14 protein-coding genes are annotated in these 17,246 nt (G+C 40.5%); 2 read left to right on the top strand and 12 right to left on the bottom strand.

Going from position 1 to position 17,246, the window contains the following annotated elements:
• The 10 genes from mdoH to sfsA all read right to left on the bottom strand — a co-directional run.
• The coding region (mdoH, locus tag H5158_RS08465; protein ID WP_182739832.1) for a glucans biosynthesis glucosyltransferase MdoH at positions 1 to 1,946 on the bottom strand (1,946 nt) is incomplete at its 3' end.
• Positions 1,918 to 3,582 (bottom strand): glucan biosynthesis protein, encoded by a 1,665-nt coding sequence (locus H5158_RS08460; RefSeq protein ID WP_259398732.1) that lies wholly within the window; start codon positions 3,580 to 3,582, stop codon positions 1,918 to 1,920. The genes mdoH and H5158_RS08460, both read right to left, overlap by 29 nt.
• Before the next feature lie 335 nt (positions 3,583 to 3,917).
• Positions 3,918 to 4,157 (bottom strand): hypothetical protein, encoded by a 240-nt coding sequence (locus H5158_RS08455; RefSeq protein WP_149982117.1) that lies wholly within the window; start codon positions 4,155 to 4,157, stop codon positions 3,918 to 3,920.
• A gap of 17 nt (positions 4,158 to 4,174) precedes the next feature.
• Positions 4,175 to 5,026, bottom strand: a complete 852-nt coding sequence (panC, locus tag H5158_RS08450; RefSeq protein ID WP_182739831.1) for a pantoate--beta-alanine ligase — start codon at positions 5,024 to 5,026, stop codon at positions 4,175 to 4,177.
• Positions 5,026 to 5,820, bottom strand: a complete 795-nt coding sequence (gene panB / locus H5158_RS08445; protein WP_145235375.1) for a 3-methyl-2-oxobutanoate hydroxymethyltransferase — start codon at positions 5,818 to 5,820, stop codon at positions 5,026 to 5,028. Before panB ends, panC begins: the two co-directional genes overlap by 1 nt.
• 31 nt (positions 5,821 to 5,851) lie before the next feature.
• Positions 5,852 to 6,337 carry a 2-amino-4-hydroxy-6-hydroxymethyldihydropteridine diphosphokinase gene (gene folK, locus H5158_RS08440; protein WP_149982114.1) on the bottom strand — a complete coding sequence of 162 codons (486 nt, stop codon included), beginning with the start codon at positions 6,335 to 6,337 and terminating at the stop codon, positions 5,852 to 5,854.
• 2 nt (positions 6,338 to 6,339) lie between these two features.
• Positions 6,340 to 7,782 carry a polynucleotide adenylyltransferase PcnB gene (pcnB, locus tag H5158_RS08435; protein ID WP_220491261.1) on the bottom strand — a complete coding sequence of 481 codons (1,443 nt, stop codon included), beginning with the start codon at positions 7,780 to 7,782 and terminating at the stop codon, positions 6,340 to 6,342.
• 304 nt (positions 7,783 to 8,086) lie between these two features.
• The gene (gluQRS, locus tag H5158_RS08430) at positions 8,087 to 9,031 is read right to left on the bottom strand and encodes a tRNA glutamyl-Q(34) synthetase GluQRS (protein WP_182717172.1); all 945 of its coding nucleotides are present in this window, start codon (positions 9,029 to 9,031) and stop codon (positions 8,087 to 8,089) included.
• Positions 9,032 to 9,048: 17 nt separating this feature from the next.
• Positions 9,049 to 9,492, bottom strand: a complete 444-nt coding sequence (gene dksA, locus H5158_RS08425; protein ID WP_145235383.1) for an RNA polymerase-binding protein DksA — start codon at positions 9,490 to 9,492, stop codon at positions 9,049 to 9,051.
• A 225-nt stretch (positions 9,493 to 9,717) separates the two neighbouring features.
• On the bottom strand, positions 9,718 to 10,434 hold the full coding sequence (gene sfsA / locus H5158_RS08420; protein WP_149982112.1) for a DNA/RNA nuclease SfsA: 717 nt from the start codon (positions 10,432 to 10,434) through the stop codon (positions 9,718 to 9,720).
• A gap of 90 nt (positions 10,435 to 10,524) precedes the next feature.
• Between sfsA and pepB the strand changes: the two genes are divergently transcribed.
• Together pepB and H5158_RS08410 are read left to right on the top strand one after the other, a co-directional pair.
• Positions 10,525 to 11,820, top strand: a complete 1,296-nt coding sequence (pepB, locus tag H5158_RS08415; RefSeq protein WP_182739830.1) for an aminopeptidase PepB — start codon at positions 10,525 to 10,527, stop codon at positions 11,818 to 11,820.
• 234 nt (positions 11,821 to 12,054) lie between these two features.
• On the top strand, positions 12,055 to 12,621 hold the full coding sequence (locus H5158_RS08410) for a phosphoribosyltransferase (protein ID WP_145235390.1): 567 nt from the start codon (positions 12,055 to 12,057) through the stop codon (positions 12,619 to 12,621).
• Between the two features lie 73 nt (positions 12,622 to 12,694).
• Here H5158_RS08410 and H5158_RS08405 read toward each other — a convergent pair whose 3' ends face one another.
• Positions 12,695 to 14,851 (bottom strand): YjbH domain-containing protein, encoded by a 2,157-nt coding sequence (locus H5158_RS08405; protein ID WP_182739829.1) that lies wholly within the window; start codon positions 14,849 to 14,851, stop codon positions 12,695 to 12,697.
• Positions 14,852 to 15,005: 154 nt separating this feature from the next.
• Complete coding sequence (locus H5158_RS08400; RefSeq protein ID WP_182739828.1) at positions 15,006 to 16,904, bottom strand: hypothetical protein; 1,899 nt, start codon at positions 16,902 to 16,904, stop codon at positions 15,006 to 15,008.
• Positions 16,905 to 17,246: the final 342 nt, after the last annotated feature.

Genomic DNA, 17,246 nt, shown 5'->3' with positions numbered 1-17,246 from the left:
TTTTTGAGCTGTTGATGGGCATTTAAAACGCGTTTACGTTTACTTAAACCTTGGCGCTTAAAGCTCTGAATTGGCATTACGCTAGGTTGCTCTTGCCCCAATGTAGGGATTGTAAAGTTAGCAACATCATCATTCGGTAATGCTATTTCTTGCTCATGTACACGTAAGGCTGCAAGGGTGTCGTTATTATCAACTTCACTCGGGCAAATAAATATGCCCATTTTACGTAATTTAACCCCTAAGCCTATGCTACTTGAATATCGTACAATTGGGGCTGCTAAGATCAATCCAACTAAGATCGGCGATAACCACCAAAAGAATACAGGCGTAAAGTAATAAGCAATACCGCCCCAAGCTAAGGCGATTAAGGTTGATAGTAATGTGTAACCTATCGCTTCTTGCCACGGAACCATGCGGCCTGATCGAGGCTGGGCGTCCCACGTTACTTTTTTACCTAAAAATACACACACCACAAAGTAGCTATGAAAAACCATCATCAGCGGGGCGATAATAATGGCAAACACGGTTTCAATGATTGAGCCTAAAATTAATTTAAATGAGCCGCCAAATTGTTTATTACGATGGATCAGTGTGACAATAATCCCCATTAATTTCGGTAATAATAACAACACAATTGTGACAAAAAGCAACGAGTTAATTAATTCTGTTTTTGCTATTTGCCAAGTCGGAAATAATTGATACGCCTGATTAAAATAGACATTACTGTTTAGTGCGCGGGTGACCGCATCTATGGTACTTAGCACTAACATTGATAACCAAATTAATGATGAAATATATGCCGTTGCACCTAATAAAAAGTGCAGCTTGCTGATTATTTTTAAACCCGACGCAGGTAACAAACCTAAATGTTGAATGTTGCCTTGCACCCAACGCCTGTCGCGAATAGCGTAATCTAAAATATTACTCGGTACTTCTTCGTAGCTACCTTGTATATCACTGAGTAATAATACATCCCAGCCAGAACGATGCAGCAACGATGCTTCGACAAAGTCATGGCTTAAAATTTCGCCGCCGAAAGGGGCATTACCTTTGAGCACCGGTAAACCGCAGCAATCAATAAACGCTTTAACCCGAATGACGGCATTGTGTCCCCAGTAATTAGCGTGATTAGTCTGCCAAAAAGCTGAACCGGTTGCTAGCATTGGACTATAAAGTACTGACGCAAACTGTAGAAAGCGACCAAAGAAGGTATCTTGCCTAACAGGGATCGGAATCGTTTGAATAAGCCCAGCTTGTGGATTGTTGATCATGCTGCTGGTGAGCTCAAGCATACACTGACCCGTCATGATACTATCTGCATCAAGTACAATCATGTGCTCGTATTTACTGCCCCAACGCTCGCAAAAGTCAGTTAAGTTACCTACTTTACGGTGTTTGTTATCTTCACGGCGGCGGTAAAAAGTTTGTTTGGCAAAATCACCTAGGCGTTCGGTCAAGGCATGCCACGCTTTTAGCTCATTGTTAGCTATTTCTTTATCTTGTGTATCACTTAATAAGTAGAAATCAAAATGCGCAAATTGGCCTGTTTTTATCAGTGAACGTAAGCTCACTTCAAAACCTGCGATAACTCGCTGTGTATCTTCATTGTAGATAGGCATAACGACAGCAGTTCTGGTTTTACTCAATGCTTGCTGATCAATTTCGATTGCTTTTTGGCGCGTCAGTGTCAGCGGGTCAATTCTAAATAATTGTAAAATAAATCCCATACAGCCACTGCAAAATGCGGTCACAATCCAAGTAAAGGTAATTGAAAACAGCGCAAGTAATGCATACTCTAGCGGGGTCATGCCATTTGAATTTAAAATATCAAACATGATCCACATACCATAAGCTGAGATGGCTAACACTAACAGTGAAAAAAGCCATACACGAGTCTTTTTAAAAGGCATTGTACTGTTACTCGACGTCATTTGGATACCAGACATAACTCCATACCTCGCTAACTTCTTTGTCACGTAGTGTTAATGATAAGCGCATGTCTACAGGCTTACCGCCCTCTGGCGCGACTTTAAAAGCAACACGCCATCCTTCATTATTTGGTAATTGTTGAACTGTTTTATCGCTTATTTCACCTGAATTTAGGGTCAAATTAGCAAGCAATTTTAGTTTAGCTGACAAGTTGTTAATATTGTCACCAGTGAAGTCAACCGTAAATTGGCGATGACTTTTTGGTGGTGGATTTTCTTCACCGGGTAATGCAGCACTGCCAATGCGAGTGCGTAAAACTCGGGCTTTATCTTGGCTTGCAAGCGCCGCGTTAAATGTTGACAATTTATAACTAAAACTAAGTGTTTCACCTGCTTTAAGTGGTTGCTCTGGTACCCAATAGCTAACGATATTGTCATTGGTCTCGGTATCAGTCGGTATTTCTACTAACTCAACTCGACCATTTCCCCATTGTCCTTGTGGTTCAATCCACAAGCTTGGGCGGGCATGATAATGTGCCTCAGTATCGAGATAGTTATTAAACTCACGGTCGCGCTGTGCTAGTCCAAAACCTTTTGGATTATCATAACCAAATGACGTTACACTAAGCTGTTTAGGGTTATTTAGCGGACGCCACACCCATTTATTGTCTTGTGATTGCATTAGTAAACCATCAGAGTCATGTACTTCTGGTCGGTAATCATCAAAGAATTTAGTGCTATTTTCGCCGTGGTAAAACATGCTTGTAAGCGGTGCTATACCTAGTTTTTTGATATCTTTGCGGGCGAATATTTGCATTTTAGTTGTTACTTCAGTTGCTGTTGATGGACTGATCTCAAAACGATATGCGCCAGTAACAGAAGGACTATCAAGTAATGCATATAACACAATATGTGTGTCTTCAGGTTTTGGCTTAACTAACCAAAACTCTTTAAATACTGGAAACTCTTCACCAGAGCTGAGTGCTGTATCAATCGCCAGGCCGCGTGCTGAAATACCATACACTTGATCAGGGCCCACTATGCGAAAATATGAAGCGCCTTGAAATACAGCAACTTCATCTTTGTAGTCGTTATTGTTTAGAGGAAAGTGTAATCTAAAACCGGCATGTCCCAACTGAGTGGTGCCTAAAGCTGTGGTAATTTCCTGCTCAAGTGGTGCTGCGGTGCCATCATAGCGGTAGTAATCAGTTTTAAATGGTAGATTTTTTACCTTCGCATCAGCATCAACTGTGTTAATCGCGATAGGGTTTTTATAGAGAAAACCTGGATGGAATAACTGTACCTCATATAAACTTTCATCTTTCCAGATCGCATGATCTTGACGAAAACGAATCGCTCGATAGTCCTGATAATTAATATTATTTAACGCATCAACAGCAATTACGGGAGCTGCTACGTAGTCTTTGGCAGCCAGTTGTTTGGCTCTAGCTGTTACCACCGAAAATAATTTTTCAGAAGGGATTGTAAGCAAAGTTGGCTGTGTAGTTGGTACAGCATCAGCAGTATCCGCATCAGATTTTGTTATTGGTTGTTCTGCCGCACTGACATTACATGCACACAAGGCTAATAATGCACTTAATAATGCCCTCTTTTTAAATGATGGATACAGAGCTGCCCGCGTTATCGTTTCCATGAGGTTTTTTCCTTTAGCCGTTATCTGGTTAATTTTAAAATGCTTTAGTTAGTTGAATTCAAGTTTGCAAAAAACGAACCTAAAATAAACTTATATATTTCAATGACTTTATATTTATTAGTATCGTAGAGGGTGTACTTTCTTTGTGTAAGCTGGAAATAATTACACGCAATGTATGACTACTTCTTACTAATATAAGTAGATATTACTAAACTAAACCTTGCTCTAAGGTGAATGGCAGAAAAATCACGATGGTTGGATGTAGAAAGTTTGCCTAAAGTAGGCGCAGGGGGGAGGAAACTTGCCAATCATGATAATTGGCAAGTTAATATCAGTTATTGCACATTACCTAAAGCTTGAGCATTTTCTTTGCATTGGTTATAGGCTTCAATACATTTGGTATTACATACTTTATATACCATGCCTTCGCCGGTACTTTGCTGTTCGCAGTTCACTTCACATTGATAATTCTGTTGTGCGCATTGCTGCATTTCTGGGTTTTCTATTTGGTTTTGACACCCAGCTAATATGCCTATACACAGCGAAATGCTTGATAATTTTAATAATGAATTCATGCTTATCCCAATTATTGTTATGTAATATCAACGAGCAGATTGTCTATTAGCCTTACTGGCCCTAAGAAGGCTGCCGCCAAAATCACAAGTTGACTATCATTGAGTGTAGCTTTTTTTAAGGTATCGCGCTGAGCTATTTCAAAGTAGTCAATTTTGAGCCCTGCTTGCTCTAGTTGCTGCTTTGCTTGTCGGCATATGTCGTCAAAATCACGCTGCCCCGAGTTTAACTGTTCTGCGCTCCAATTAAGGGTTTTAAATAGCACTGTCGCTGTTTCTTTTTGAGCTTCTGATAAGTAGCCATTGCGAGAGCTCATAGCCAACCCTGACACTTCACGGCTGGTTGCAACGCCAATAATTTCTACTGGAATTGACAGGTCATGAGCCATGGTTTTAATCACTTGCAACTGTTGATAGTCTTTTTCACCAAAGCACGCATAGTCAGGCTGTACTAAGTTAAATAATTTAGTAACCACCGTTGCTACACCGCGAAAATGACCTGGACGTGATCCGCCGCAATAACCCATTGATATATTTGGTACATCGACAAAGCTTTGCGCATCTAAACCGTTAGGGTAAATGGCTTCCACACTTGGGGTAAATACAATATCAGTACCAAGCTCTGCCAGTCCTTGTTTATCCGCAATGAGGGTGCGCGGGTAGTTATCAAGATCTTCGTTGACACCAAATTGCATTGGGTTTACAAAAATACTAACCACGACTTTATCAGCCATGTTTTTGGCTTTCTCAACGAGTGAAAAATGCCCTTGATGTAGATTACCCATAGTTGGCACTAGTGCTACACTAAGCCCGGCTTGGCGCCATGCTTTAATTTGACTACGTAATGATTTTATTTCAGTGATCGACTGCATTATTTAAACTCATGTTCCGTGCTTGGAAAAGCACCACTTTTAACGTCGCTACAATATTTTTTAACCGCATCCGGCATATTGCCTGTTTCGAGTAAAAAGTTTTTAGAAAATTTAGGGATATAACCTGCTGAAATGCCAACTAAGTCATGCATGACTAGAATTTGGCCATCAGTTTGATTACCTGCACCAATACCAATGGTAGGAATATTAACCGCGTCAGTAATTAATTTGGCAAGTTCAGATGGAATACATTCAAGAACCAGCATTTGTGCGCCTGCCGCGGCAAGCGCCTGAGCATCGCTAATCATTTTTTGTGCTTGTTGTTCACTACGGCCTTGGATTTTAAAACCACCAAACACATGTACTGATTGCGGTGTTAAGCCTAAATGTCCACATACCGGTATACCTTGTTGAGTCAGCGCAACAACTGAGTCATACAGCCATTCGCCCCCCTCAAGTTTGACCATGTTAGCGCCAGCTCGCATTAATTCTGCTGCATTTTTACAGCTCTCGGCTGGGTTTGAGTAGGTCATAAATGGCATATCTGCAATGACGAATAAATCACGGCTCCCGGCGCGTACGCTGCGAGTATGATAGGCAATATCTTGATTGGTGACAGCCAGGGTATCGTCGCCACCTTGTAACACCATGCCTAACGAATCACCGACTAAAATAACGTCTACGCCGTTATCATGAAATAACTTTGCAAAGCTGGCATCGTAGGCCGTTAATGCCGTGATTTTTTGTTGGTCTGCTTTCATTTTATTAAGCGTAGAAACGGTTATTTTAGACATAGTATCCTCGTAGGCAACAGCCTGAAATTAATTACAGAGGTAATTGTTGTAATTCGTTTAGTGCCAAATTAGTGCTAATACTGTGAAGTAATGTACCATTTGGCAGCGTAATATTTGGGGCTATTTCAAGTAGCGGGTAAACCACAAACTCGCGTTCAGTTAGACCATAATGTGGCACAATTAAACGCTCGCTATTAATGACTTGATCACCAAATAATAAAATATCAATATCTAAGGTGCGTGGCCCCCAGCGCTGTGCTTTTCGTACTCGGCCGTGTTCAAGTTCTATCTGTTGTGTTAAATCAAGCAACTGCTCAGGTAATAGCGTGGTTTTTAGCGCCGCAACAGCGTTAACGTAGTCAGGTTGATCTTGCGGGCCCATCGGTTTACTCGCGTAATAATGCGATACACCAATAAACTCGCAATCAGCCAATGCACGCAGTGCTGCAACAGCATGATCTAGTTGAGTACGTGGAGCGTTTAAATTAGCCCCTAAACCAAGGTAGACGGTTTCCATGATCATTCAGCCGCTGGTTTTGGGCTGCGTCGGCGAGTACGACGACGGCCTTTTGTTGCGCCTTGCGTACCTAACGCTTTAACTAGCTCTTTTTGACCATTGATGTCTTGTTTTAAATACTCAGTCCACCAGTTAACTAATTGCTGATGCTGTTTTTCACCGGCCTGTACGCGCAAGAGTAAAAAGTCATACGCAGCTTTAAAACGTGGTTGCTGTGTAAGGCGATATGCACGTTGTCCTGAGCGTTTATCTAAGCGGTGTTGAATATGCCAGATATCACGAGCGCCAAGGGTAAAGCGTTTTGGTACGGCAATATGTTGGGCATTATCACTGAGTACTTTGTTCATACCTTGAGCGAAGGCATCGTATTCAGATAGTTGCTCTTGTTCTTGCAGTGCTTTAGTGATCTGCAATAATGGGAACCATAACAATGCAGCAAAAATAAATGCTGGAGTTACTTTTTTCTCCGCATTAATACGTTCATCTGTATTACGGAACATCTGTTGAATTAAAGCGAACTCTAAGCCATCAGGATTACTATCTAAAATACTATCAAGAGCTGGAAATAATGATTTAAAAAGGCCATATTTACGTAGCATTAAAAAGTTTGCTTCGGCCTTGCCATTTAAAAACAGTTTCAGTGTTTCTTCAAATAACCGCGCTGCAGGTATATTATCTAACAGGCTTGCTAATTCATTTAAAGGTTGCTCGGTTGCCGGTGCAATCGACATATCGAGTTTGGTTGCAAAGCGAACTGCGCGTAGCATACGCACAGGATCTTCGCGGTAACGGGTTGCTGGATCACCAATCATCTCGATTTGTCGAGCGTTAATAGCTGCTAAGCCATTAGCATAATCATGGATTGAAAAATCATTAATTGAATAATATAACGCATTGATTGAAAAATCGCGGCGTTCAGCATCTTCTTCAATACTACCAAAAACGTTATCGCGCAGCAGTTGTCCTTGATCACTCGATTGGCTAATTTGGTTTTTATCTTCAGGCGCTTCGTGATGACCACGCATGGTGGCCACTTCTATTATTTCACGACCAAAAACAATGTGTGCTAAACGAAAACGACGGCCAATTAAGCGGCAATTACGAAATAGCTTTTTAACCTGATCAGGAGTGGCATTGGTGACCACATCAAAATCTTTTGGTTGTTGACCTAACAAAATATCACGAATGCAACCACCAACAAGGTAGGCATCAAAGCCTCCGTCTTTCAGGCGATATAATACCTTGATTGCATTTGGGCTAAATTGTTTGCGAGAAATACCATGCTCATTGCGTCCAACTATTAAAGGCTGCGCAGAGACTTGGGTATGTTCGGCTGTTACAGAGGCGGTTGGGCCAATAATTTGCCGACAAAATTGAAAAAGCTTGGAAATAATAATCTGTCTCCTACAGAATTCGGTTATTTGATGGACGCCATCAAAAATCAAACCAAGTATAGCCTCACTTTACTATTAACTGCACATGTGTTGCGTTTACTTGGTAATACCTATGGTATTAGAGTCTTGTTTATTCTAGTCAGTTAAACAGTCATTGCTAGGGTTAAAATTTTCTAGCATCACGATGCTGGAAATTATTATCCTGTTATTGGGCTACTTGACTGCTGAATCGTGTACAACCTTAACGCAATTGGTATTAATTAAATGAATTGCACATTTAAGGTGGGCTATCATATACCAGCACAGCTTAAAAATTAAGTTGAAGGCCTTAAAATTAGCCTTTTTTAGTGAATTTTTATTTGTTTAAATGCGTAAAGGCGATTGTATGGCTGTGCGGGTTTTGCGAAATTTGAATTTGTGTCATTTTAGGGACGTTTTGCAAGTTGTAATTGTCTACTGCCCAAGCTAGCATTTGCTCGATATTTAGTTCAAGTAATTCATCTTTGGGCGCCAATCCTAAAAATTCGAATGCACTCAGCAAAGCCGGTTTGGGGTTACTTTTGCTAATAGCTGGGGCATAGTTTTGTTTTGATAATTTAAACCCAGGTTTAGCGACTGCTAATGGTAAATGTGCGTAATGGGGGGCCGTGGCAGCTAATTGTTTAAATAAACTCAATTGGCGTGCGGTTGGTTCAAGCAAGTCTGCGCCGCGTACGACATGAGTGATACCTTGGGCAATATCGTCTGCGACCACCACTAGTTGATAAGCAAATAGCCCATCACTGCGCTTTATTAAGTAATCTTCGTGGGCGAGATCATGAGCTACATTTATCTCACCTTGAATGAGATCATGGTATTGGCATGTAGCATGTTGCTGAATTAACCGTAGTGCGCTGCTGTTCTGACTATGCTTTAAATGACGACAATGGCCTTGATAAATACCGCCAAGCGCTTTAATTTCTTTGCGCGAGCAGTGGCAAGCATAAATTAGGTGCTGGTTATTTAGATTATTAATGGTATGCGCATACAAGTCATGGCGTTGAGTTTGATAGACTACGTCTTCATCCCAGTACAAACCATAGGCTTCTAAGGTATTGAGAATATCTTTAGCGGCGCCGTCTACAACACGTGTTGTGTCGATATCTTCAATACGGACTAACCAAGTGCCTTGGTTGCTTTTCGCGTCAAGGTAGCTGCCCACAGCCGCCACAAGAGAACCAAAATGAAGTGGTCCAGAAGGTGACGGCGCAAAGCGACCGCGATAGTTGCGCATAGGCGCAGTAACGGCTGTGGTAGACATTGATTAATTACTAGTAATTAACCACGTCCAGATTGTTTTTCTTTGATTTCCGCAAGCGTTTTACAGTCTACACACAAGTCAGCTGTAGGACGTGCTTCTAAACGGCGGATACCAATTTCAATCCCGCACGAATCACAAAAACCAAAATCATCTTCTTTGATTAATTGGATCGTTTTTTCAATTTTTTTGATCAGTTTACGTTCACGGTCACGAGTACGAAGTTCTAAAGAGAACTCTTCTTCTTGTGCTGCGCGGTCAACTGGATCAGGGAAGTTAGCTGCTTCGTCTTGCATATGCGATTTAGTACGGTCAACTTCATTGCGTAAATCGTTGCGCCATGCTTCCAAAATAGTTTTGAAATGAGTGCGTTGTGCATCATTCATATACTCTTCGCCCGGCTTTTCCTGGTATGGTTCTAATCCGGCCTGAGCCAATAACCCTAATTTTTTTTGGTCTGGCATAACTTTCTCCTAAATCCTTAATATAATGCCCAGCATGAGCCGGCGGCTATAAATAACAGAATCCTATGGCCTAGGCAAATTTATTTTTCATTAATTAGTCTTACTTAAACCGCATCAATAAAATTAAAAAAGGTACGATAAGTGGTTTTTACACCGATTACTTTTAAATAAGTGCTTAAAAACTTGCCTTGTTATATGGGCGAAAACCTTAAAAACAAGTCGCTTTTAATTAAAAGTAAGCTTTTCTGTTAGTGTAATTTCAGCGCTCGAAATATCGGCTTTATAAGCAACTACTTCGACACCTTTAGTTATTGCTAAATCAACTAGTTGGGCGTACTTTTCGTCAATGTGGCGCGCCGCACTAACTTGCTTAATCCCTTGATGTAATACAGCAAACAGCAGCACTGCACGGTGGCCTTGTGCAACCATTTCAATTAATTCACGAATATGTTTTTGACCGCGAAGAGTTTCGGCATCAGGGAAGTAGCCTTGGCCACTTTGTGGATCATTTTGACTGAGTAAAGTGACAGATTTTACTTCAACATAGCAGTCTGGGCGTTGGGGAGCTGTCAGTAAAAAATCGATACGGCTATTTTCATCACCATATTTAACCTCTGGCTGTATTTTAGTGTAGCCGTTAAGCTCGCTGATTAGCGCTGCGTGCAGTGCTTCTGCAACGATTTTATTCGCGATTGCCGTATTGACACAGATCAGATGGCCAAACTGGTTTTGCGTCAATTCTAATGAATGAGGATATTTTCTTTTTTGATTGTTACTGGTGGAATAAAAGGCTGCAAAATCAGGCTCCGCGCAACCAGTCATTTTACCTGTGTTGGCACAATGGGCGGTAAACTCTGAGCCATCGCTAAGGCGTAAATCGGCTAAAAAACGTTTGTAGCGTTTGATCAAAGTAGCGTGTTGGAGTGGTGTTGTATATTTCATTATTTTAGTTATTTGGTCTCAAGCAGTTGGGAAGTTGTTGTGGCTATAGTAAACTCATTGTCACAATTTTAGCGCAAAGAGTATTCTAACATGTCTGAAAAATTTGTTGTTCAATTAAGCGAGCAGGGTGCTGCATCGCATTGGGGCGAAACCGCCACGTTATCTTTTAATGAGCACGGTGCAACGGTTCATTTATCTGAACAAGAAACATTAGTAAATGTACAAAAAGCCGCGCGCAGTATTGCCAATCAAGGCGTTAAAAATGTCGTGCTAGCTGGTGATTGCTGGTGTACAGAAACACAGTGGGCTTTTTATCAAGGGTTTGTATCGCCTAAGTCATTACACGGTGTTGAATTTGCTGAAAATGCTAAAACAGATAGCCAAGAGCTTGCTTCATTACTTCGTTCTGCTACTTGGGCGCGTGAAATGATCAATGGCACGGCGGATGACATTTTCCCTGAAAGTTTAGCTGGTAAAGCTGCTGAATTTATTCAATCACTAGCTCCTGAACACGTGAGCTATCAAATCATCAAAGGTGATGCGCTACTTGAGCAGCAGTGGATTGGTATCCATGCTGTTGGTCGCGGTAGTGAGCGCCCGCCTGTATTACTTGCACTTGATTACAATCCAACTGGCGATGAAAATGCGCCTGTGGATGCAGCGCTTGTTGGTAAGGGGATTACTTTTGACTCTGGCGGTTATTCAATTAAAGCCAGCGAAGGTATGTTAGGTATGAAGTGCGACATGGGCGGTGCTGCAACGGTTACCGCAGGTTTGGCATTGGCTATTAGTCGCGGTATTAATAAACGTATTAAACTGTTTTTATGCTGTGCTGAGAACCTTATTTCAGGCCATGCATATAAGCTGGGTGATATCCTTATCTATAAAAACGGCACGACAGTTGAGATTGTTAACACTGACGCTGAAGGACGCTTAGTACTTGCTGATGGCTTAATGGCTGCAGCTGAAACAGGTGCTCCTTTAATTATTGATGCGGCGACACTAACAGGCGCTGCGCTAGTTGCTGTTGGTCAAGAGTACAATGCCTTATTTGGACTTGATAAAGAGTTTGTACGTGAAGTTGAAGGCTTTGCTGGACAAGAAATGGAAGGCGCGTGGCCACTACCACTTGAAAAGTGGCATCAACAAAACTGTCCTTCACCATACGCTGATACAGCTAACAGCCGTGCCCAAAAAGGCGGTGGTTATGGTGGTGCATCAAATGCTGCTGGTTTCTTGTCACGCTTTGTACCAAACGACGGCAAAGGCTGGGTGCATATGGATTTAGCGGCAGCGTTTAATATGGGTAGCACGAGTCAATGGGCTGCGGGCGCGACAACAGTCGGGATGCGCACAGTTGCACGTACTTTACTAGAAAAAGCGTAATCTTGAATATGTTTAAAAAAGCGCCGTTTAAGGCGCTTTTTTGTTGGCTATAAAAATGTAATTACAAACAGAAACAAGCTTTTTTAGTTTATTTGCGCTAAAATCTCGCCCCACTTTTGCATTTCAAGTGATTAAGGTTTGAAGTTATATTTCTTACATTAAAAGCGCTGCTTTTATTTAAGTCTTATTCATAAACTATACTTGAATGATCAACTCACACTGGGAATTCTAATTATGTCAGATAAGTGCTACATCACAGCGCAACAATTGCTTGAAGATTCATTTCGCGTTGCGGCGCAAGTATACCAAGATGGTTTTCGTCCTGATTTTATTATTGGTATTTGGCGTGGTGGTGCCCCAATTGGGATTGCAGTGCAAGAGTATTATGATTATAAGGGCATAGAGACAGATCATATCGCGGTGCGAACTTCATCATATTACGGTATTAATAAGCAGTCGAAAGAAATTAAAGTACATGGCTTACACTACATTATTGAAAATGCTAACGCAGGTGACTCGTTATTGATTGTTGATGATGTATTTGATTCAGGGCGTAGTATTTTTGCACTGAAAGAAAAGCTTTCGGAATTGATGCGTTTAAACTTACCTAAAGATATCCGCATTGCATGCCCGTATTACAAACCAAAAAATTCTAAAGTAGATATGAAGCCTGACTACTACATTCATGAATCAGAAGAGTGGTTAGTATTCCCGCATGAATTATCGGGTTTAACACCTGATGAGATCATCGCTGGTAAGACAGATTTAGTAAAAATACACGATATTTTATTAGCAAAATAAATCTATCGAGTAAAAATAAAAAAGGCCTTAACTAGGCCTTTTTTTATTTATCAATTAGCTGTCTAAACTAATATTATTTATAGATTTCAAACGCTTCTTTTAATCGTGCTAAATGAGCATATACGTAACTGCTTGACATACGATCTTGGTTTAAGAAAGTATTATCGAGGTCGATTGACGATTTGAGTATTGTCGCACTACTGGTGTTTATCAAATTTACTTTTTGATTAATTATAGTATTTACGCTATGTGTCCAGCTTTTAGTCCCTGTAACTTGCCAATTACCTGCATCCATATCTTTGCGTGGTGATAATGGAATACTAAAACCAATCCCCACTTTCTCTACGTCAGTGTCGCTATACATTACGGTTATATTTGCATCACCAAACCAGAACTTAGTTTCAAGTTTATAGCCGGTATCTTCATTCCAGAATTGTCCACCAGAGATATGGAAAGAGACATCCTTTTCAGCCCATAAATAACGGTATGAATAAACCGAGTAGTCGCGTTTATCAGTGTCATAATCTTTATACTCAAAGTAGCCTAACTTTGCTTGTATCTTGTGGCGGCCTGCGGGGCTTTGCCATGCAGTTTCGTTGGTAATACCTGTATAATCAAAGTAATCTTGGAATAAACCGACTTGAGTCTGGTTATATATGTTAAACGGTAAAGCGAATGTTTGATATACAACGGCACGTTTAATCCCCGTTTCTTGGCGTGAATTACTAAATACACTACCTTTTTCAAAGTGATCTGTATTAGCTACATTAACTTGCCCAGTAATATTTACACCTGCACCTTGCCATAATGGTACATGTAAATCGGCTTGTAGAGCTAACGAGTAATCATAAACACCTAATTCAGTTGCATATCGTGATGATAACGATGGTGAAAATGAAACTCTAGGTACAAAATAAGGGCTCGTGCTTTGGGTATTTCCGGCCCATTTTACACCCACAGCATCTTTATCACTAAATTGAGTGCTGACCATTAAATCAGGAGTGATATTTTCATCAATAAAGCGACGGTAATTATCTAAATACCCATTGACTTGTAACAGTGGGATATCTTGTTTTGCCAAGCGAACAATAAATTCATTATTGCCAGTAGCAAAGCTTTCAGTTATGCGGCCTAAAACAAGCCCCAACGCATCAATTTCATTACGATTAAATACTGAGTTTTCAAATTCAACAATGATTTGTTTGCTCTCGCTAATACCAACACGGATATTTTCAAAACCATCGTTAACTAAGCTGCTTTTTAAGCTGTGAATTTGTTGATTGTTATTTTGTGCAGTGGAAACTTGTTGATTTTGTTTGGTCGCTGTTAATACTTTTACTGGTTCCGCAGATACTACTCGACTAACAGACTCTTCCGTTTGATTTGGAGATGTAGCAAGAGTTGCTCTCGTACGCTGATTTGAACTCTTAGATAACTTTGCCGCTGCAACTGGTTGAGGTGCTGGTTTTAGATTGTGGTAGTTATCTTGTGCTTCATCACTGAGCGGCATGCTAATATTGACACCCCAATAAGTATCATCACTAGCAAGTTCTGTATTTGAGTAAAAGCGGCTATTAAATGAAACCGTGGCAATATCATAAAGCCACTCTTTTGGAACTGTAATACGGGCGCCTAAATTAAATGCTTCTGCATCATGCTCAGCGAGTACTGAAAGCCAAGTGTAAGGTTGATATTCAATACCAGCAAACGCGCCGTCTAGTTGCCCTGTAAGCGTGTCAGATGCGCCAATACCGGCACTAAAGCGAAAATCCCACCACTGTTTAGAAGCAACAGCATAAAACGCTTCATAGTTATTCGCAGCCCCACCAACATCTTTAGCGCCAACAGCAACACTAAACCAATCTTTTGGAATAAATGGAATTTGGTATTTAGCATTGAATGATAAATCACGAATTTGGCCTTTATTTTCATAGCTAAATAAAATGTCATGCATCGACGATGAGGTAATCCTACCACTGACTTCTAAACCTTCAAAAAGTCCAGCTGAAAATGTAAAGTTATGACCGTCGGTGTACTTTCCTCTAATTTCTAGCTGGTTACTGTAACCTATATCAATATTACCTTTGTCGATTACAACAGCAGTAGGGGTATGGAAAATACCGGTAAATCCATTATATGCAATACCATGATTAATGTTTTGATCAGCAAAAACGGAGGTACTGGCACTGAGTGCGCAAAGTGTCGCGAGGGTTGTTTTATTATAAGTCACGTGATTAACCAATTTAGATTAGAGTTAGGTTTTAAACTTTTAAAACCCGATAATTATTTTAGCTATAAATACTATAAACCAAAAATAACTTAATAACGAGATAAACAAAAGCCGCGCAAATGCGCGGCTTTAGGAAGTACAGTTCTACCTCAGATTAAGAACCTGAACCTGAACCAGAACCAGATACTGGTACAGTATCAACTTCACACACTACTGGGATATCAAATGTAGCTGCAGTTGTGTTTGCCGCTACTGGAGTAGATGTCCACACATTAGTGTTGTAGTTAAGGTAACTAGCAGAGTAAGTGCCACCTTGCTCTAAGTTCAGGTTGAAAGTACCTTTCGAGTAAATAGTTTGCTTGAAGTTGCCATCTTTAAACAATCTGACTAGCGCAGGTGTTGCAACCGGTGGAGTACCGACTTCAAAATCTCCGGTATTGCTACACACTAGCTGTGTTGTTATTTTTTTAGTTACAATTGTTGGCGGAGCAATTGTAAGTGTTAGATCTTTATCATTTAAGTCACAGATATTGCTTACAGATAATGCCGATGCAGTGCTATCAGTGTCAGTTGACAAGCCATCTAAAACGTTAACACCATTGCGCAATACTTTAACTTTAACCGGGAAACCTGGAGGGTTGTTAAACGTTGCTGATCCATAATTACCGTTACGGCTAGTGAAAGATCTTCTATAGCCATTAATTTCAAGTAAAATAGTTGTTTCAGCTATATTAGCGTCACCATTTCTATCTAAAATATCAAATTTTACACTTGAACATTTATTGTTGTTGAAGTAATCAAGGTTCCAGTAAGATAGGTGATTTACATCTACTGATACATCAAATGTTGATGCATTACCGCTATCAGTTACTTCACCGTAGCTTTCGAATCCCCATTTACCAGCTTCTTCATCGTAACTCCAAACTGGGAAGATATCACCAACCGCAATTTTACGAGCTACAGGAGCTGCAACAGTACATACACCATTTTTGAAGCCATTCGCTTCGGCGTATGCTTTGATATCAGTAGTACCGGCAGGTAAAGTTACAGGACAAGGGTTTGAAGTCTTTTTGTCGACCTGCATTGCAACAGTGATTGAATTGCCTGCACCAAAAGATTTCACTTTATTACCAGCATCATCAACTAGCTCGATAGCAACAAAGCCACCTGAAGTAAATGAACCTTGCACTTGATCAGTACTGTTAGGATCAGAAGCTACAGATAGAGCTAAACCACCAGGGAACGCATCTAATGACGACGAGGTTGCAGCTGCAGCTTCGCCTTCTTCATCATTACGTGTTGCTTCATTCGCAAAGTAGGCAACAGTCATTTTTGGAACTGTCGTTAACGCTGCACCTTCTTTATCTAAAAATTGCGTGCCGCTTTTGATTTTAACGGTTGAACCACCAACAGCAACACCTGCTTTGTTAATTGCTTGTGGTAATGTAATCTCTGTTTTATCGCCAGAAATTGATAACCCTGATGCTGGGTCATACGACACATCTGTATTTTCGCCAGCAGGAACAAGCTCAGCTAATGTTTTCGTGTCAGCAACAATCGCTACATCAGAACCTGCTAGTGTACGTGGTGTTAAACGAATTTCTTGTGCTACAACGTTATCAGTTGTTGATAACGTTAAAGTACCAGAGTTGTTCAAATACCCAGCAGCAGAAATAACATAGTCATAGCTAACACCATCAGCAGGAATAGAGTCTACTGTGTATGCAAACGAACTAGCTGTTGATGATTTGTCGGTATCAGCTAAAGCGTTGCCTGCAGCTGTTAAAAGGCCGTCTTCAGAAGAAGTAAAGCTAATCGTTGCTGTAACCGTATCAGCTAAAGCAGCACCCTTTACATCTACGATATTAACAGTAACTGAACCTGCTTGAGCTTCAATTGCTACTGGTGGTACAGCAACATCAACGGTTGGTTCAGGTGGAACTGGTGGCTTTACATAATCATTGTTGTCGTTATCGCTAAAACAGCCACTTAAAGTTGCTGTCAGACCAAGTGCAAGAGCTAGCTTGGTGAGCTTGAATTTATTATTTCCCATAATCGTTACCTTTCTTTCCTTTCTCTTTAAAGTAAACAGACTTAATTGCAGTTCTATAAATGTACCGAAGCGCGCACCAGGTCAGGCTTGCACCTATAATACAATAATTTGTTCATCAAGGATAAGCGCACATTATATATACGTCAAGTGAACATTATATATACTTTTATTAATTAAATAAGAAAATTGTTACCCTGTTATGTAATAAATCTCTTATTTAATTTTTACGGATTTAGCGCAGCTTCGTTATTAGCTTACTATGCTAAAGTAGTAGGCTGCGGTTGTAAATGTAAATAGTTGCATTTTAGGCAGTTAAACGTTGTTTTTTTCGGCTGAATTTTA

Origin of the sequence: Pseudoalteromonas sp. SR45-6, from assembly GCF_014163545.1 — a bacterium.
GTDB classification, from domain to species: Bacteria; Pseudomonadota; Gammaproteobacteria; order Enterobacterales; family Alteromonadaceae; genus Pseudoalteromonas; species Pseudoalteromonas rhizosphaerae.
The sequence above is the reverse complement of the archived record's forward strand: the minus strand, read 5'-3'. Positions and strand labels throughout refer to the sequence as shown.